The organism is Streptosporangium sp. NPDC004631 (assembly GCF_053601935.1).
The window spans coordinates 21,422-34,192 of the sequence record NZ_JBSGCR010000008.1 but is presented as its reverse complement, the minus strand read 5'-3'; the positions used below and the strand labels follow the sequence as shown (position 1 = coordinate 34,192).

Annotated in this window: 24 protein-coding genes; all 24 read left to right on the top strand. The window is 67.6% G+C overall.

The window, feature by feature from the left end; genetic code table 11:
• Positions 1-124 precede the first annotated feature (124 nt).
• Positions 125-493 carry a hypothetical protein gene (locus tag ACWEF2_RS10610; protein ID WP_453813925.1) on the top strand — a complete coding sequence of 123 codons (369 nt, stop codon included), beginning with the start codon at positions 125-127 and terminating at the stop codon, positions 491-493.
• Complete coding sequence (locus tag ACWEF2_RS10605; protein WP_453813924.1) at positions 490-816, top strand: hypothetical protein; 327 nt, start codon at positions 490-492, stop codon at positions 814-816. The genes ACWEF2_RS10610 and ACWEF2_RS10605 overlap by 4 nt, the downstream gene beginning before the upstream one ends.
• Positions 803-1,252 (top strand): hypothetical protein, encoded by a 450-nt coding sequence (locus ACWEF2_RS10600; RefSeq protein ID WP_453813922.1) that lies wholly within the window; start codon positions 803-805, stop codon positions 1,250-1,252. Before ACWEF2_RS10605 ends, ACWEF2_RS10600 begins: the two co-directional genes overlap by 14 nt.
• 5 nt (positions 1,253-1,257) lie before the next feature.
• Positions 1,258-1,608 (top strand): DUF6221 family protein, encoded by a 351-nt coding sequence (locus ACWEF2_RS10595; RefSeq protein WP_453813920.1) that lies wholly within the window; start codon positions 1,258-1,260, stop codon positions 1,606-1,608.
• Complete coding sequence (locus ACWEF2_RS10590; protein WP_453813918.1) at positions 1,605-2,099, top strand: DUF6221 family protein; 495 nt, start codon at positions 1,605-1,607, stop codon at positions 2,097-2,099. The genes ACWEF2_RS10595 and ACWEF2_RS10590 overlap by 4 nt, the downstream gene beginning before the upstream one ends.
• A complete protein-coding gene (locus ACWEF2_RS10585; protein ID WP_453813916.1) occupies positions 2,096-2,509 on the top strand; it encodes a DUF6221 family protein in 414 nt (137 codons plus the stop codon). Before ACWEF2_RS10590 ends, ACWEF2_RS10585 begins: the two co-directional genes overlap by 4 nt.
• Positions 2,506-2,733: a hypothetical protein gene (locus ACWEF2_RS10580; RefSeq protein WP_453813914.1), complete on the top strand. Its 228-nt coding sequence runs from the start codon at positions 2,506-2,508 to the stop codon at positions 2,731-2,733. Before ACWEF2_RS10585 ends, ACWEF2_RS10580 begins: the two co-directional genes overlap by 4 nt.
• A gap of 22 nt (positions 2,734-2,755) precedes the next feature.
• Positions 2,756-3,175, top strand: coding sequence for a phosphatase domain-containing protein (locus tag ACWEF2_RS10575; protein WP_453813912.1), 420 nt, complete (start codon positions 2,756-2,758; stop codon positions 3,173-3,175).
• Between the two features lie 52 nt (positions 3,176-3,227).
• Entirely contained in the window at positions 3,228-4,013 is a 786-nt protein-coding gene (locus ACWEF2_RS10570) for a DNA polymerase beta superfamily protein (RefSeq protein WP_453813910.1), read from the top strand.
• Complete coding sequence (locus ACWEF2_RS10565) at positions 4,010-4,663, top strand: hypothetical protein (protein ID WP_453813908.1); 654 nt, start codon at positions 4,010-4,012, stop codon at positions 4,661-4,663. Before ACWEF2_RS10570 ends, ACWEF2_RS10565 begins: the two co-directional genes overlap by 4 nt.
• 44 nt (positions 4,664-4,707) lie before the next feature.
• A complete protein-coding gene (locus ACWEF2_RS10560) occupies positions 4,708-4,893 on the top strand; it encodes a hypothetical protein (RefSeq protein WP_453813906.1) in 186 nt (61 codons plus the stop codon).
• A gap of 104 nt (positions 4,894-4,997) precedes the next feature.
• Entirely contained in the window at positions 4,998-5,918 is a 921-nt protein-coding gene (locus tag ACWEF2_RS10555) for a hypothetical protein (protein ID WP_453813904.1), read from the top strand.
• A gap of 87 nt (positions 5,919-6,005) precedes the next feature.
• On the top strand, positions 6,006-7,160 hold the full coding sequence (locus ACWEF2_RS10550; protein WP_453813902.1) for an RtcB family protein: 1,155 nt from the start codon (positions 6,006-6,008) through the stop codon (positions 7,158-7,160).
• Between the two features lie 43 nt (positions 7,161-7,203).
• Entirely contained in the window at positions 7,204-7,383 is a 180-nt protein-coding gene (locus ACWEF2_RS10545; RefSeq protein ID WP_453813900.1) for a hypothetical protein, read from the top strand.
• A 110-nt stretch (positions 7,384-7,493) separates the two neighbouring features.
• The gene (locus ACWEF2_RS10540; RefSeq protein WP_453813898.1) at positions 7,494-7,754 is read left to right on the top strand and encodes a hypothetical protein; all 261 of its coding nucleotides are present in this window, start codon (positions 7,494-7,496) and stop codon (positions 7,752-7,754) included.
• A gap of 271 nt (positions 7,755-8,025) precedes the next feature.
• On the top strand, positions 8,026-8,787 hold the full coding sequence (locus tag ACWEF2_RS10535; RefSeq protein ID WP_453813896.1) for a hypothetical protein: 762 nt from the start codon (positions 8,026-8,028) through the stop codon (positions 8,785-8,787).
• Positions 8,784-9,248, top strand: coding sequence for a DUF7336 domain-containing protein (locus ACWEF2_RS10530; RefSeq protein ID WP_453813895.1), 465 nt, complete (start codon positions 8,784-8,786; stop codon positions 9,246-9,248). The genes ACWEF2_RS10535 and ACWEF2_RS10530 overlap by 4 nt, the downstream gene beginning before the upstream one ends.
• Positions 9,248-9,811: a hypothetical protein gene (locus ACWEF2_RS10525; RefSeq protein ID WP_453813893.1), complete on the top strand. Its 564-nt coding sequence runs from the start codon at positions 9,248-9,250 to the stop codon at positions 9,809-9,811. The genes ACWEF2_RS10530 and ACWEF2_RS10525 overlap by 1 nt, the downstream gene beginning before the upstream one ends.
• Positions 9,808-9,987, top strand: coding sequence for a hypothetical protein (locus tag ACWEF2_RS10520; protein WP_453813891.1), 180 nt, complete (start codon positions 9,808-9,810; stop codon positions 9,985-9,987). The genes ACWEF2_RS10525 and ACWEF2_RS10520 overlap by 4 nt, the downstream gene beginning before the upstream one ends.
• 225 nt (positions 9,988-10,212) lie before the next feature.
• The gene (locus ACWEF2_RS10515; RefSeq protein ID WP_453813889.1) at positions 10,213-11,175 is read left to right on the top strand and encodes a phage antirepressor KilAC domain-containing protein; all 963 of its coding nucleotides are present in this window, start codon (positions 10,213-10,215) and stop codon (positions 11,173-11,175) included.
• The gene (locus ACWEF2_RS10510) at positions 11,172-11,621 is read left to right on the top strand and encodes a hypothetical protein (protein ID WP_453813887.1); all 450 of its coding nucleotides are present in this window, start codon (positions 11,172-11,174) and stop codon (positions 11,619-11,621) included. Before ACWEF2_RS10515 ends, ACWEF2_RS10510 begins: the two co-directional genes overlap by 4 nt.
• 124 nt (positions 11,622-11,745) lie before the next feature.
• Positions 11,746-12,102, top strand: coding sequence for a hypothetical protein (locus ACWEF2_RS10505; RefSeq protein ID WP_453813886.1), 357 nt, complete (start codon positions 11,746-11,748; stop codon positions 12,100-12,102).
• Positions 12,099-12,392, top strand: a complete 294-nt coding sequence (locus ACWEF2_RS10500; protein ID WP_453813884.1) for a hypothetical protein — start codon at positions 12,099-12,101, stop codon at positions 12,390-12,392. Before ACWEF2_RS10505 ends, ACWEF2_RS10500 begins: the two co-directional genes overlap by 4 nt.
• Positions 12,393-12,448: 56 nt before the next feature.
• The gene (locus ACWEF2_RS10495; protein WP_453813883.1) at positions 12,449-12,763 is read left to right on the top strand and encodes a hypothetical protein; all 315 of its coding nucleotides are present in this window, start codon (positions 12,449-12,451) and stop codon (positions 12,761-12,763) included.
• Positions 12,764-12,771 lie beyond the last annotated feature (8 nt).

Below are 12,771 nucleotides of genomic sequence, written 5' to 3'. Positions count from 1 at the left end.
ACCCCAGTCGAGGGCCAGGATGCGGGATGGCAATCTGCTCGAAGTGCAGCCGAAAACAGCGTGAGGAGAAGCGTTAAGCGATAGTTGTTTTCGGCCGCCGTCCCCCACCCGCCGGAGCCCCGAGGTGACCATGCCCGACCCCACACCAACCCGTGCCTTCGACCTTCGCAAGCCTTGCAAATGCGGTAGCACCAGCGGTCGCATCGAGAACAAAAACGGCCAAAACTGCGCCTACTGCGCCAAGTGCAACGAATACCAGTACAACGCCTCCCGCGCCGAAGTCGACCGCCACCGCCACTCCGAGTCCCTCGCCGAACTCATCGACTTGTACGGCTACCCGGTGACGGTGAAAGACGACCCTGACGCGGTCAACGACACCGTGCAACTCCGCATCGGCTCTGAGATCCACAAGCAGGACGCCTTCGCCCGCCTGCCCGAGGGGGAGGCCCGGAGACTGCGGGACGCCCTCACCGCCTGGCTGGAGGAGCGTTGAGCCGCGAGCAGGCCGTCGCAATCGGGCCCGCCCTGGCCGCCCGGCTCGCCGCCGACACCGGCCGCACCCTCTCCGACGTCGCCCGCGAGCTCGACGAGCTGGACCACACCTCGCCTGACAAGGTGGACGCCGCCCGGGTCGTGGCGCTGCTCGCCCCGACCGCCGTCGCGCTCGGCCGCCCCGAACTGCCCGACCTCCTCGCCCGGGCCGAACAGGCGCCCGCCGAGATGCGTGGTCCGGCGCTCGGCCGGCTCGCCCGCGCCCTCGCGCCCGCCATAGCGCAAGCCGTCACCGCCCAGGAGACCCGCCATGGCCGCCCCTGACGACACCCTGGCCGCGATCGACGACGTCATTGCCTGGCACGGCTCCCCGGATGCCATGGTGTGGACCGTCGCACCACCTAACCTCACTCTCCAGCTGAATTGCAGCGCGCTCCAGGCCACCACCGGCCAGCGCTGCCAGGAAGAGGCGGCCCGGCTCGCAGTCATCGAGTGCGCCCACACCCACACCGCCCCCGTCTTCCTGTGCGCCGCCCACGACTCACTCACGTTCAACGGCGAGGAGACCTGCCGCACTTGCAGCATCGCCGGGCACCGCTGCCCCCTTGTCCGGCTTCCCGGCTGGACCGGCGACTTCAACCGGCTCCTCATCGACGGCTTCGCCTCTCAGCTCAGCACCGAGGAAGAACGCGCATACGTACGCCAATACCTGGAAAGCAACCTCGACCGGCTTCTATCGGCCGGTCTACGCGGGAGATGAGCAGTATGGAAGACCTGGTCGCGTTCCTCCGCGACTGCTACGACGAGGAAACCGCAGAGCTCGAACGCCTAACGAGCGGCGCCTTCGTGCAGGGATATCTCCGCGTCCACGGCGACAGGCTCAAGGCCGACATCGAGGTCAAGCGGCGAATCATTGAGATACATAAGCTCGAAGTCGCAAAGGACCCGGCCCGATTCAACCAGTTGACCGGGGAGCAACTCCCTGACGTCTATGAGGTGGACTGCGCTGTGTGCGGCTGGGCAACCGACGACCCGACCTCAGGCTGCGAGACACTCCGCCTCCTCGCCCTGCCATGCGTCGACCGCCCTGGCTACCGGGAGAAGTGGAAGCCATGAGCGACCTGATCGCGTTCTTCCGTGCCCGCCTCGACGAGGACGAACGGTGGGCGCTCGCTGCATCTCCAGGCCCATGGTCTGAAAATGCCGAAAGTGACGAGGTCCTAGCCGTAGATGGGATCACAGTTGCGGACGGGTTCGCGCTCAGCGGTAACCAGCTCCGCGCCACGGTCGCCCACATCGCCCGCCATGACCCGGCCCGCGTGCTGGCCGAGGTCGCGGCAAAGCGGCGGCTGCTGGAGCAGTACGAGCGGGTCCTGCGGTCCAAGGCCGCCAACGACGCCGCCAAAGCCGACCTCGCCGCCGACCTCGCACATCAGGAGCAGACCGGCGTATGGGCTGGGGCCGGCTTCCCGGATGTCCGTCTCCGGGCGCTGCGCCGCGAGGAGGACTACCTCACGGCGATGCTGCCCGTACTCGAAGGGCTCGTGAAGGCCGAGGTCGCCGTACACGCCGACCACAAGGACTACCGGGAGGAGTGGAAGCCGTGAGCGAAGATCTGGTCACCCGGCTCCGCGCCGCGATTGAGGAACGCCGAGCCGTAGCCGAAGCAGCCACCCAAGGCGAGTGGATCCCAGAAGGCAACATCTACGTCGGGCACCCCACGAACGTGATCGTCGACTGGGTCCACCAAGAGGAGGACCAGGCGCACATCGTGGACAACCAGCCGAGCGTCGTCCGCCGCCGTTGCCAGGCAGACCTCACCGAACTGGCCCGCCACACCCCCAGGCCGAACTCTGGAAACTGCCCCGTCTGCGTCACCGGCGCCCACTGGGTCGACGAAGGCAGCGACAGCGACGGCAACGAATACGGCCACGACGAACTGGACTACGAGGCAAGCCCTTGTGGGTTCGTCCGCTACCTTGCGCAGGCGTACGGCATCACCGAGGAGGACGCTTGAGCAAGCCCGACTACATCGTGATCCGTCCATCGGCAGATCTACCAGACGGCTTTCTGCCGGACCGGTTGAACGGCCGATGGTTCGACCGAGCCGAGATGAGCATCGGCCCTGATGATGACGGCGAGATGGTGGCGCGACTCGGCGGCGCGGTAGCCGTACCAGCCGGGCGGTTCGAGAGCCGCGAGGATGGCGCCGTGGCTGAGGTCTACGAGGTCCGGCCGTGACCTCCCTCACCGAGGAGGAGCGTTGAGCAACCCGCTGTGGCTCGTCGACCTCGACGGCACCCTCGCCCTCCGAGGCGATCGCGGCCCGTACGACTGGCACCGGGTCGGCGAAGACCTGCCGAACCCTCCGGTCGTCGCCGTCGTCCAAGCTCTCATCCTCGCCGGCCACCCCGTCGCCTACGTGTCCGGCCGCAAAGAGCAGTGCCGCCGCCAAACCGAAATGTGGCTATGCGCCAACGTCGGCCGCTGGGACGACGCCGAGGGCCTATGGATGCGCGCCGACAAAGACAACCGGCCCGACGTGCAGGTGAAACGCGACATCTACCGACAGCATTTCGCGGGCCGGGACATTGCTGGAGTCATCGACGACAGGGCGAACGTCGTCCGCATGTGGCGCTCCCTCGGCCTGACTGTGCTCCAGGTCGCCGAAGGAAATTACTGACCCCCTCACCCGGCCAGCAGGCACACTGACCTCCATGACCTCGCACGGCTGGATGAAACACAGCACACCCGAACTCCAGGAAATCGCCGACAAACACACCATCTTCCGCTGCCAAGTCGGCTCCGGGCTGCACGGCACCGCGATCGCCGGCACCGACGACCGCGACGAGATGGGCATCTGCGTAGAACCCGCCCCCTACGTCATCGGGCTGCGCAGATTCGACCAGTACGTGTACCGCACCCAGCCCGAAGGGGTGCGGTCCGGCCACGGTGACCTCGACCTGACCGTCTACAGCCTCCGCAAATGGATGCGGCTCGCCCTCGACGGCAACCCCACCGTCTTGTTGTCGCTGTTCGTCCCCGCCTCCGAGATCGTCACCATCACCGACCTCGGCCGTGAACTCCTCGACGCCGGGCCCGGCTTCATCCTGTCCCGTCAGGCGGGCCACCGATTCCTCGGCTACCTGCGATCCCAGCGCGACCGTATGATCGCCCACCCCAACGGCAAACACACCAACCGGCCCGAACTGATCGCCCTGCACGGGTTCGACACCAAGTTCGCCGGCCACATGATCCGTCTCGGCGTGCAGGGCGTCGAACTGCTGGAGACCGGCACGATCTCCCTGCCGATGCCCGAACCGTGGCGGTCCCTGATCGTCGACATCCGCCAAGGCAAGCACAGCAAGGAGGAAGCGCTCGCCATCGCCTCCGACCTTGAGACCCGCCTGGAAAAGCTGATCGCCACCTCCGTCCTGCCCGAACATCCTGGCCGCGACCGGGCCGACCAGTGGCTGGTCAAGGCGTACAGCCACACCTGGGCCATTGAGGCCAAAGCGTGAGCTCCATCCTGACCTGGCCCCAGACCGTCTGGACCTGGCTATGCTCTCTGTCTGCCGACGCCTGGGCCGCCTTCGCTGCGCTGCTTTCCGCCAGCGCCGCCTTCGGTGCATGGCGCACGGCCCACCTCACCAAAAAAGCCACCGCCGCCCTCACTGCGATCGAAGCCCGCCGCTGGCACGCCGACATGAACCCCCAATTCGAGGTCACATGTGCCCGCGCCCGGATGGGCGACCACGCCAGCGACACCCGTGCCGAGCTCCGAATCCGCTTCACCGGACCTCCCGCACTCCACAAACTCACCATCACCGCCACGATCCGAGATGACTGGCCCGACCGTGAATCCACCCTCGCCGGCGGCCCCACCCAGGAACAGCTCGACGTGCAAATCTGGGGGCCGTACCGATTCGTGCACGGAGTGGACGGCGGCTCGCAGGACGGCCGGACGATCAGCCCGTTTACCCTGCTCGTCGGCGACGGCCGCCCGTTCGCGTTGGAGCGCACCCCGAGTCCCCGGTGGGCTGATGCCGCAGGGTGGCGTCAGCGGTACGAGGAAGCGAAGGTACGGCTCGCCCTGCAGTGCGTCCACGAAGACGACGCCCCGTGGACCGTGCATCTTGAGGTGCCCGTCGACGAACCCAAGCAGGGGTAACCCCAGCACTGGGCGCGCCTTTGCCCTGGGAGGATAAGCGGATCATGTCCTCCACCTCGCTCATCCTCACCCACCCGCGCGTGCCCGGTGTCGAACTCCACCGCGGCCCGCGCTCCGGCGAGGCGTACCTGATCGCCCTGGCGGTGCGGCTGTCGCCCGCCGACTGCGTAGACGTCGGCTCCTGGCTCACCGAGCAGGGCCGGGAAGATCTCAGCGGCCCGCAGCGCTAGACAACGAAAGCGGCTCCCCGCCCCAACGGAGAGCCGCCCCACCAACATCGCACGCCGCGCTGACCACGCCGCTTCCCAAAGAGTACGACCCCGGGGAGGCTGCCGTGACCCGCTACTGGACCCACTCAGACCCGAACGCCGACGACGGCCACTGGAACAGCGAGGGCCTTAGGGAGTGCGCCCGCGCTGAACGCTGCGCAGACCCGCGGCTTGAGACCGCAGACGGCAAAACCATTCGGGTGGGCGCCCCCACCCCCCGAGCCTTCTGCGACGCCTGCCGCGGCATCATCGAGCGGGCCATCCGGGAACTGCCCGCCTACTGGGGGCGCGTCCACACCACCCTCGGCCAGCGCGGCCAGTCCGCCGGTCCGAAGGTGACGCTCTCCAAATCCGCGCCCGTTCCCTTGTCTCTCGCCGCGGACGAGCTGCTGCGCGACATGGTCGCCGTGGTCGTCTCCTGGTGGGAGCGTGTGGCGGTGGTCGCCCGCCTCCGCGTCCCGGACACCAGCGCGTCTCAGAGGCTCGTCTCCTATGACGTGGTCAAGAACGCCTGCTCCGTGCTGGCCGTCCACATCGACGTCCTCCTGGCCCTTGAAGAGCAGCCCATGATGCGCGCCGTGTCGCTGCACGAAGCCGCTGATCTACCGCCCGGTACCACCGGCCTGGTTCACCGATCCGCGGAGTACGCAGACGTCCTCCTCCACCTCGACGGCGCGCGCGCCGGCCTGGAAATCCTCCAGCTCCGCTACCGGTGCCGCCGCCAGGTGGGGGAGACGAACCTGCCCGCCCGTCATCTGCCCACTCCGTGCCGGCGCCCGTGCGGCTACAAGCAGCTCTTCGAGGTCCTGAACGGTCAAGGCGAGTTCGACGGCGCCAGGTGCCGCCGGTGCGGAACCGAATACACCATGCAGGAGTACCGGGACCTGGTCACCGAAACCGGGGACATGATCCGCAGAGCCGGGGTGCGCCGACGCAGCCTCGCCGTTCCCGGGCCGTGCGACGACATCACGGCCCGCCGAGCCTAACGGCCAAAACCAATACGACCCGCCCCTGGGTCGGCCTACGCCGCCACCGCGGCGCACGGCATCCAACCCACCAGATCGGAGACCCCCATGCCGAAGCAGGTAGCACCCAACCTCATCTCCTGGGCCAGCGACATCGAGCCCGAGACGATCGAGCAAGCCGCCCGCGCAGCCCGCCTCCCATTCGTCGAAGGCCACGTCGCCCTCATGCCCGACGCCCACGTCGGTATGGGCGCCACGGTCGGCTCCGTCATCCCCACCAGGGGAGCGATCATCCCCTCCGCGGTCGGGGTGGACATCGGCTGCGGCATGGTCGCCACCGAGACCACCCTCACCGCAGACGATCTCCCCGACACGCTGGCCGCACTGATGCCGCTCATCGAACAGCGCATCCCCGCCGGCGTCGGCAAAGGCCACGACGACCCCCGCGCGGACGCCTTCCTCGGCCAGGTCGGCACACCTCACACCTGCCTGACGGGCAAGCAGGAGAACACGGCACTCGCCCAGTTCGCCACTCTCGGGTCCGGCAACCACTTCGTCGAGGTCTGCCTCGACGAGAACGACCGGGTCTGGACGGTGCTGCACTCAGGGTCGCGCGGCATTGGCAACCAGCTGGCCACCCGCCACATCGGTGAGGCCAAGAAACTGATGAAGCGCTACTTCATCAGCCTGGAGGACCCGGACCTGGCCTACCTCGTGCAGGGCATCCCGGAGTTCACCGCCTACATCGAGGACATGCTGTGGGCGCAGCGCTACGCCATGGCCTCACGGGCACGGATGTCCGAGGTCCTGGCCGCATCGCTATTCGAGGTTGTCGGCCGCGGGGAGGCTGTTCGCACGATCAACGCCCACCACAACTTCACCCAGCTGGAACTCCACCACGGCCGCGACGTGTGGATCACCCGCAAGGGGGCCATCAAGGCCGCCAGCGGAGACGAGGGCGTGATCCCAGGCTCGATGGGCACCCGCTCGTACATCGTGACCGGCCTGGGCAATCCCGCCTCCTACAACTCGTGTTCTCACGGCGCGGGCCGGCGCATGTCCCGCACACAGGCCCGCCGCGAACTCACCGCCGCCTCACTCACCGAGGCGATGGGCGACCGCACATGGAACGCCGACCGTGCAGGCGCCCTGGTGGACGAGCACCCCGAGGCGTACAAGGACGTGGACCAGGTCATGCGCGACCAGAAAGACCTGGTCACTGTGCAGCACACGCTGCGTCAGGTCTTCAACTACAAGGGCTGACCCGGTTCCAACCGCCGACAGAGGGAGGGAGAATGGTGTCATTGTGTCCACCTCCCCTCCTCTGCTCGGCGATGTCGCCGACGTGATGCCACGCGCCAACGGCGGCTTCCTCGTCGTCCCCTTCGTATTGCCGATTGACGTGCCGAAAGAGGCTTTAGGGTTGACCGTCGCGGAGTGGCTGGCGGTCAGCCGACCGGCCCTGAACTGTTTCGGCGAGCCGTAACTTGCGCAACGCGCGAGCGTTTGCGACACTTCGTATCGAAGCTTGATCTTGCACGCCCTCGGACACCTCAGGTGCCGGGGGCTTTCTGCTGTCCGGGAGGTGCTCCCGGCATGCAGGACCAGGTGGATCCAATCGCCCTCGCCGACGCCGCGGCGAGGATGCGCCGGCCGTGGTCAACGGTCCGCGACTGGCCCTCCCGCTACAACGCTTGCAAGGTCGGCACGGTTGGCCGGAAGGTCTACTACGACTACTGGGACCTGTCGACGATCGACGCGATGAAGAACCTCGGCCTGAGAGTGCTGGAAACCCCTGAGGAGCGGGCCCGCTGGCGTGAGGAGTCGCGTCCGGCACGCCACTTCGACGCGGCTTAGATTTCCTGATCGCACGCTCCTGGCGGAGGCGTGCCCGCTCCGCGGCTCTTCCCCGAGCGCCGCGTCGAGCGGTGGTGGCTCGGTCTCCTGCGCGAGGAGGCCGGGCCACCACCCACCAAGCGCGCGCCGACTCACGGCGGCGCGCCGCGCGACGCTGAGCTGTGGAGTCCCCCGACGACACCAGCTCGCCGCGCACGTGGCCCGGCCTCCCGACAGGGGGTTGCCGGGGGCCGGGCCACACAAAACCAACCTCCAACCCCCTGGAGAACACATGCCCGACTACCGGGACCGCAACAACAACTACGTGCCCGAGCGGCTCCACCTCGGAGGCCGCCCCCAGTACGCCGAGATCGGCGCCCGCAAAGACCTGGAGACCGGGGAGGAGAAGACCCTCAAGGCCCGGGTCGCGCACGGCCTCCCCGACGAACTCAACCGGGACCGCACCTGGTGGTGGGTCGACGTCGCCGGCGACGGCACCCACTGGGCCCACTTCCAAGGCCACCGCGTGCAGATCGACGTCGCCTTCCGCACCGAAAACCGCCGCGAAGCCAACGACTGGAAAGGCCGCGACGAGATCCGCGCCGAAGGCGCCTGGACGATCGCCCTGAACCGGCAGCAGTGCTGGGAAGGGTCCATCCACTCCGATCCTCTCGCGACTCTACGGAAGATCCCGGGCGTGATCGAGAAGCTCCTCGACCACGCGGCCATTGACTGGTTCGACGAGAAGCCCGCCGCCGAGCAGCTCCTCGGCAGGCGCGTCTACTACGACGGGTTCCCGGCAGTCATCTCCTCGACGAGCGTGTTCGACCAGGGGTGCGTCATGCTCAAGCCGGTCGGCGCCGAGGTGTTCCCGCCTGCGGCCTATGACTTGGACGAGGGCGACGATGATCCGTTCGAGCGCCGTAAGTACAAGGTGGGCCTCCTGTCGCCGCACGTGTGGTGGTGGCGAACCAAGCGGGTCGGAGACGAACCCGCCCCACCGCCAAGGTCTGAGCCTGTTCCGGTGGCCACGCCTGCCGAGGGGCGCTCGTGAAGGTCTATCTGGCCACCCATGGTTCGCACTCCGACTTTGAGGTGCTTCGCGTCTTCGCCAACCGCGAGGATGCCGAAGCCTACGAGCTCGCCGACAATGTCGACGAGTTCGAAGTCGGGGACAAGCCAGTGGAAACCCGGCCTTGGCACTCGATCAGCTGGTATCCCGACGAGCCAGACGGTGAGCATGAGCGTGAATTCCGCGATGGCCGTACCTTCACCCTCACGAACCCGCGGCCGGAATACGCGTCGTGCCGCGACTACGACGGCCGCCCCAACCACGTAGAGCACCAGTGGCATCCCTGCAAGGGCTCCGGCCGCCTCTACGTCGAAGGGTGGGACATCGAGCGCGTCCGCAAGGTGTACGGCGAACAGCGCGCCGTCTGGCTGAGCAACAAGACGCTCGGCATGGTGTGGGACCCCGAGAAGCTGGAGTGGACTGCCCCGGAGGTGGAGGCGTGATGCGCATTCAAATCTTGCTCCTGCCCTCGGTCGTCGTCGGCAAGGTGGTCCGCGAGCCGTTCGGCCTCGTCGTTGACCAGTGCGACACGAGCGCGGTAGACGCCGGTGAGTGGAAGCGGTTCGCGGAGGAATGCGGAGCCCGCTCAATCCTGATCACCCCCGAGACGGTCGACGTCGTAGACCGGTGGACCGAGGTGCCCGAGGCCGAGCCCACCGAAGACGAGGTCGCCCCCTCGGAAACCCCCTCCGCAGAGGCCGCTGATACCGGCCCGTTCATCTGGGATACCGGCCCGTTCATCCGACTGGGGGAGTCGGCGAACGTGGACCCGTACAAGATTGCCACCGAGCTGCGCTACCTCCTCGGTAGGGGGCGCCCACCTGGGCGGCCCACCGCCCGGCAGGTTCTCACCGCATCGCTCTGGGACGACGACCTGCTCACCCAAGATCCGGACCGTGTGGAGAGGCTCGCGGACGCGATCCTGAACGACCTCGACCAGCACGGACTGGAGATCGTCCAGCGCGGAGACAACGGCGGATACGGACTCACGGCGGTGAGCAGGTGACGGCCGCCCTGACCGCGAGACACGTCCGCGAGGTGGCCGACTGGATTCGGCGTTGGCGTGGACCGGACGGCCGGGTCGAGGTCGAGACGGCGCCCACGGCGAGGGTCATCGTGCGGCAGCCGGGCGGGGTTTTGGTCTACGAGGCCGACTCGATACGGCGCCTCGCTCACGGTTGAACGGTCTGCATAGCGAGCTTCGGATCTACTGCACAGATTGCCCAGCATATTCCCGGTTTCGCTAGAACAAATGAGCGATCTTTCCGCCAGGGAGGGCTCTTCTGCTCAGCGAAAAACAGGGGCGCATGGGACAATTGGGGCGAGAGTTCTTCAACACGAAGAACCCCGGCGACGGTGGTTGAGGCCGTCCCGGGGTCATGGCCGATCTACTAGAGGAGATCGACAGTGCACAACGGTACCTCCCCCGGCGCTGAGGGCGACGGCCGGGGCCCACACCGGGAGCTCCAGCTTCGGGGAGATCCCGCCAAGTCCCCCTTCGAGAAGATCCGTCAGGTCGACGAGGGTGGCGAGTTCTGGTCGGCTCGCGACCTCATGCCGGAGATGGACTACGGACAGTGGCGACAGTTCGAGGACGCGATTGACCGGGCCAGGGCCACGTGTCGGAACAGCGGCTTTGACGTTCTTGATCACTTTGCGGACGCCCGCAAGATCACTAAGAACGCTCGCGGACACCGCCGCGAGGTCCCCGACTTCCGGCTGACCCGCTACGCCGCCTACCTCGTCGCCCAGAATGGCGACCCGCGTAAGGCCGCCATCGCGCGCGCCCAAACTTACTTCGCCATCCAGACCCGCAAACAGGAGATCGCCGAGCAGGCCGCGGCGCAGGCGCCCACTCTCCCCGCCCCGCGCCGGGAACTGACCAACCGCGAGCTGGCGGCCATGGTCATCGAAGAGGCAGACCGAGCGGACCGCGAGGCTCAACTCCGGATCGTCGCCGAATCCAAAGTGGCCGAAATGGTGCCACTCGTTGCCGAGGTTGAGCAACACCGCGCCAAGGCGGAGTACGTGGACGCCTTCGTCGACGGCCGCCAGGACGTCACGGGCTTCCGTGTCTACTGCGCGCAGATCCAGGCCCCTGAGCGGAAGTTCCGAGACCACCTGATCAACCGGGGCATCATCTACCGCAAAGTTGTCAGCCGCCGCTTCGACCGGGCCAAGCAGGCGTGGGAGCCGGTACACGAGTACCACCCTCGCGCCGACTACAAGAAGTGGTTCCACCTGAAAGACCAGCCGGAAGCGCCCCGCCACCACAACGGCCAGATGCGCACCACCCTGTACGTGACCCCGCTGGGCAAGGTCAAGCTGCTCGACTGGCTGAAGCGCCACCCGCTGAGCGGTGCGGCATGAGCGAATCGTTGAACCTGAACCTGTCGATCTCCGATGGTCCTCGCCCCGACTGGTTCGATGACGACGGCAACCTCATCCATGGCCGGGTCACCGTCTGCCCTGGATGCCGTCGGATTCCGTACGGCGGTAGCAGCATCACCAAGCTGTTCGGTGAGTGGTGGCACGAAGAGTGCGGCGTCAAGTACCTCAACGAGAGCGCGGCCAACCGGGCGTGGATTGCTCTTGGGCTCCAGCTGGAGCGGGCGCCCTCACGGTTCACGGTCGCGGAGACCCGGACGATCGTCCACAACCTGCTGCGGATCACGGGCGCTCGCCTGACGCTGCCGTATTACTCCGTCTGCGAGGAAGACCGGGACGACGAGACGCAGGTCTGGTCCGGCCTGCGGGCGATCCGAGGCGGCCAGTCCGACGAGCCTGACCCATGGGCTTCCGGCAACATCGAGTAACGCTTCCGATCTTCGGCCTGGTCGCTGTGCCCACGGGGTCCAGGCCGAGTATGTCCCGGGCGGCCGGTTTGGCGCTGGCAGGCCGTCCGCCCGGCACCACCCCCGACCCCCACGGGAGAGCACTATGGACCGTGAGACTGCGATCGTCGAGTTCTTCCGTGCCCGCCTCGACGAGGAGGAAACGGAGCTGGACCGCATGACAGACGGCGCCCTCGTGCAGGGCTACCTCCGCGTCTACGGAGACAGGCTCAAGGCCAACATCGAGGCCGATCGCGAGCTGCTGAAGCGCTACGACTACTGCGTCCAGATGGAATGCCCCGGCAACGAGGACCTAGCCTGGGCGCGCCGGGAGTACGAGCAGCACGTCTTCCCCCTGCGGATCGCCCGCTTCTCGGACCACCCCGCTCATGCCGCCCTCGTGGCGTCGCGGTGGGTGCCCGAGGGCTATGCCGCCCCCGTTGAGCAGGCGGCCACCCGTTGAACCGCTTGGTCGACCCGCACCCCCAGGACGAGCACTGCAAGAAAGGCGACCTGGACCACTGCATGGCTCACGGCGTGGACGAGTCTGAGGCGGGCGCCTACCGGATCTGCCCCGAATGCTGGCACGCTTTCCCCAGCGCGGCAGCACTCCTCGCCGACCACGCCGCCCTGGTCGAGCGCCTGAACGCGACCCCGCCCGCCCCACCGGGCAGTCTGTTCGGCGGCCCGATGGTCGCCGAGACCGTCCCGGAGCGGATTCGGTTCTGCCCGCACTGCGCCCACGATTGGTGAGGGGCCGACCCGAACCGGGCGGCCCTTTCGCATGCCCACCCACCTCTATCCGCACCATGCCCGAGCACATGACCAGCCCGGGCTACCGGAACTTCCTCACCTGGCTGGGCGGCCAGGAGCTTCACTTGCAAGGCCACGTCTACGAGTGGGAGACCGCAGCGTCCCTGCCGCCGGGCGAGCGGGTGTACGCCACCTACAAAACGATCACCCTCTGGGACGACCCGGCGCGCGGAGTCGTCGCGGTGTACGACCTGGACGGGAACGGCGACCGCATCCCAGACGGCAACGGCAGCTACCAGACACACGATGAGGACGTCGCCCTGACGTCGCTGCCCAGCAACACCGGCACGATCCCCGGCGACCCAACGTAGGAGGCCGA

Coding starts and splice junctions, on each gene's coding strand:
- ACWEF2_RS10540 (WP_453813898.1), top strand. CDS start 7,494: ATGCAGGACCAGGTGGATCCAATCGCCCTCGCCGACGCCGCGGCGAGG.
- ACWEF2_RS10595 (WP_453813920.1), top strand. CDS start 1,258: ATGGAAGACCTGGTCGCGTTCCTCCGCGACTGCTACGACGAGGAAACC.
- ACWEF2_RS10495 (WP_453813883.1), top strand. CDS start 12,449: ATGCCCGAGCACATGACCAGCCCGGGCTACCGGAACTTCCTCACCTGG.
- ACWEF2_RS10600 (WP_453813922.1), top strand. CDS start 803: ATGGCCGCCCCTGACGACACCCTGGCCGCGATCGACGACGTCATTGCC.
- ACWEF2_RS10550 (WP_453813902.1), top strand. CDS start 6,006: ATGCCGAAGCAGGTAGCACCCAACCTCATCTCCTGGGCCAGCGACATC.
- ACWEF2_RS10560 (WP_453813906.1), top strand. CDS start 4,708: ATGTCCTCCACCTCGCTCATCCTCACCCACCCGCGCGTGCCCGGTGTC.
- ACWEF2_RS10570 (WP_453813910.1), top strand. CDS start 3,228: ATGAAACACAGCACACCCGAACTCCAGGAAATCGCCGACAAACACACC.
- ACWEF2_RS10525 (WP_453813893.1), top strand. CDS start 9,248: ATGCGCATTCAAATCTTGCTCCTGCCCTCGGTCGTCGTCGGCAAGGTG.
- ACWEF2_RS10590 (WP_453813918.1), top strand. CDS start 1,605: ATGAGCGACCTGATCGCGTTCTTCCGTGCCCGCCTCGACGAGGACGAA.
- ACWEF2_RS10510 (WP_453813887.1), top strand. CDS start 11,172: ATGAGCGAATCGTTGAACCTGAACCTGTCGATCTCCGATGGTCCTCGC.
- ACWEF2_RS10505 (WP_453813886.1), top strand. CDS start 11,746: ATGGACCGTGAGACTGCGATCGTCGAGTTCTTCCGTGCCCGCCTCGAC.
- ACWEF2_RS10535 (WP_453813896.1), top strand. CDS start 8,026: ATGCCCGACTACCGGGACCGCAACAACAACTACGTGCCCGAGCGGCTC.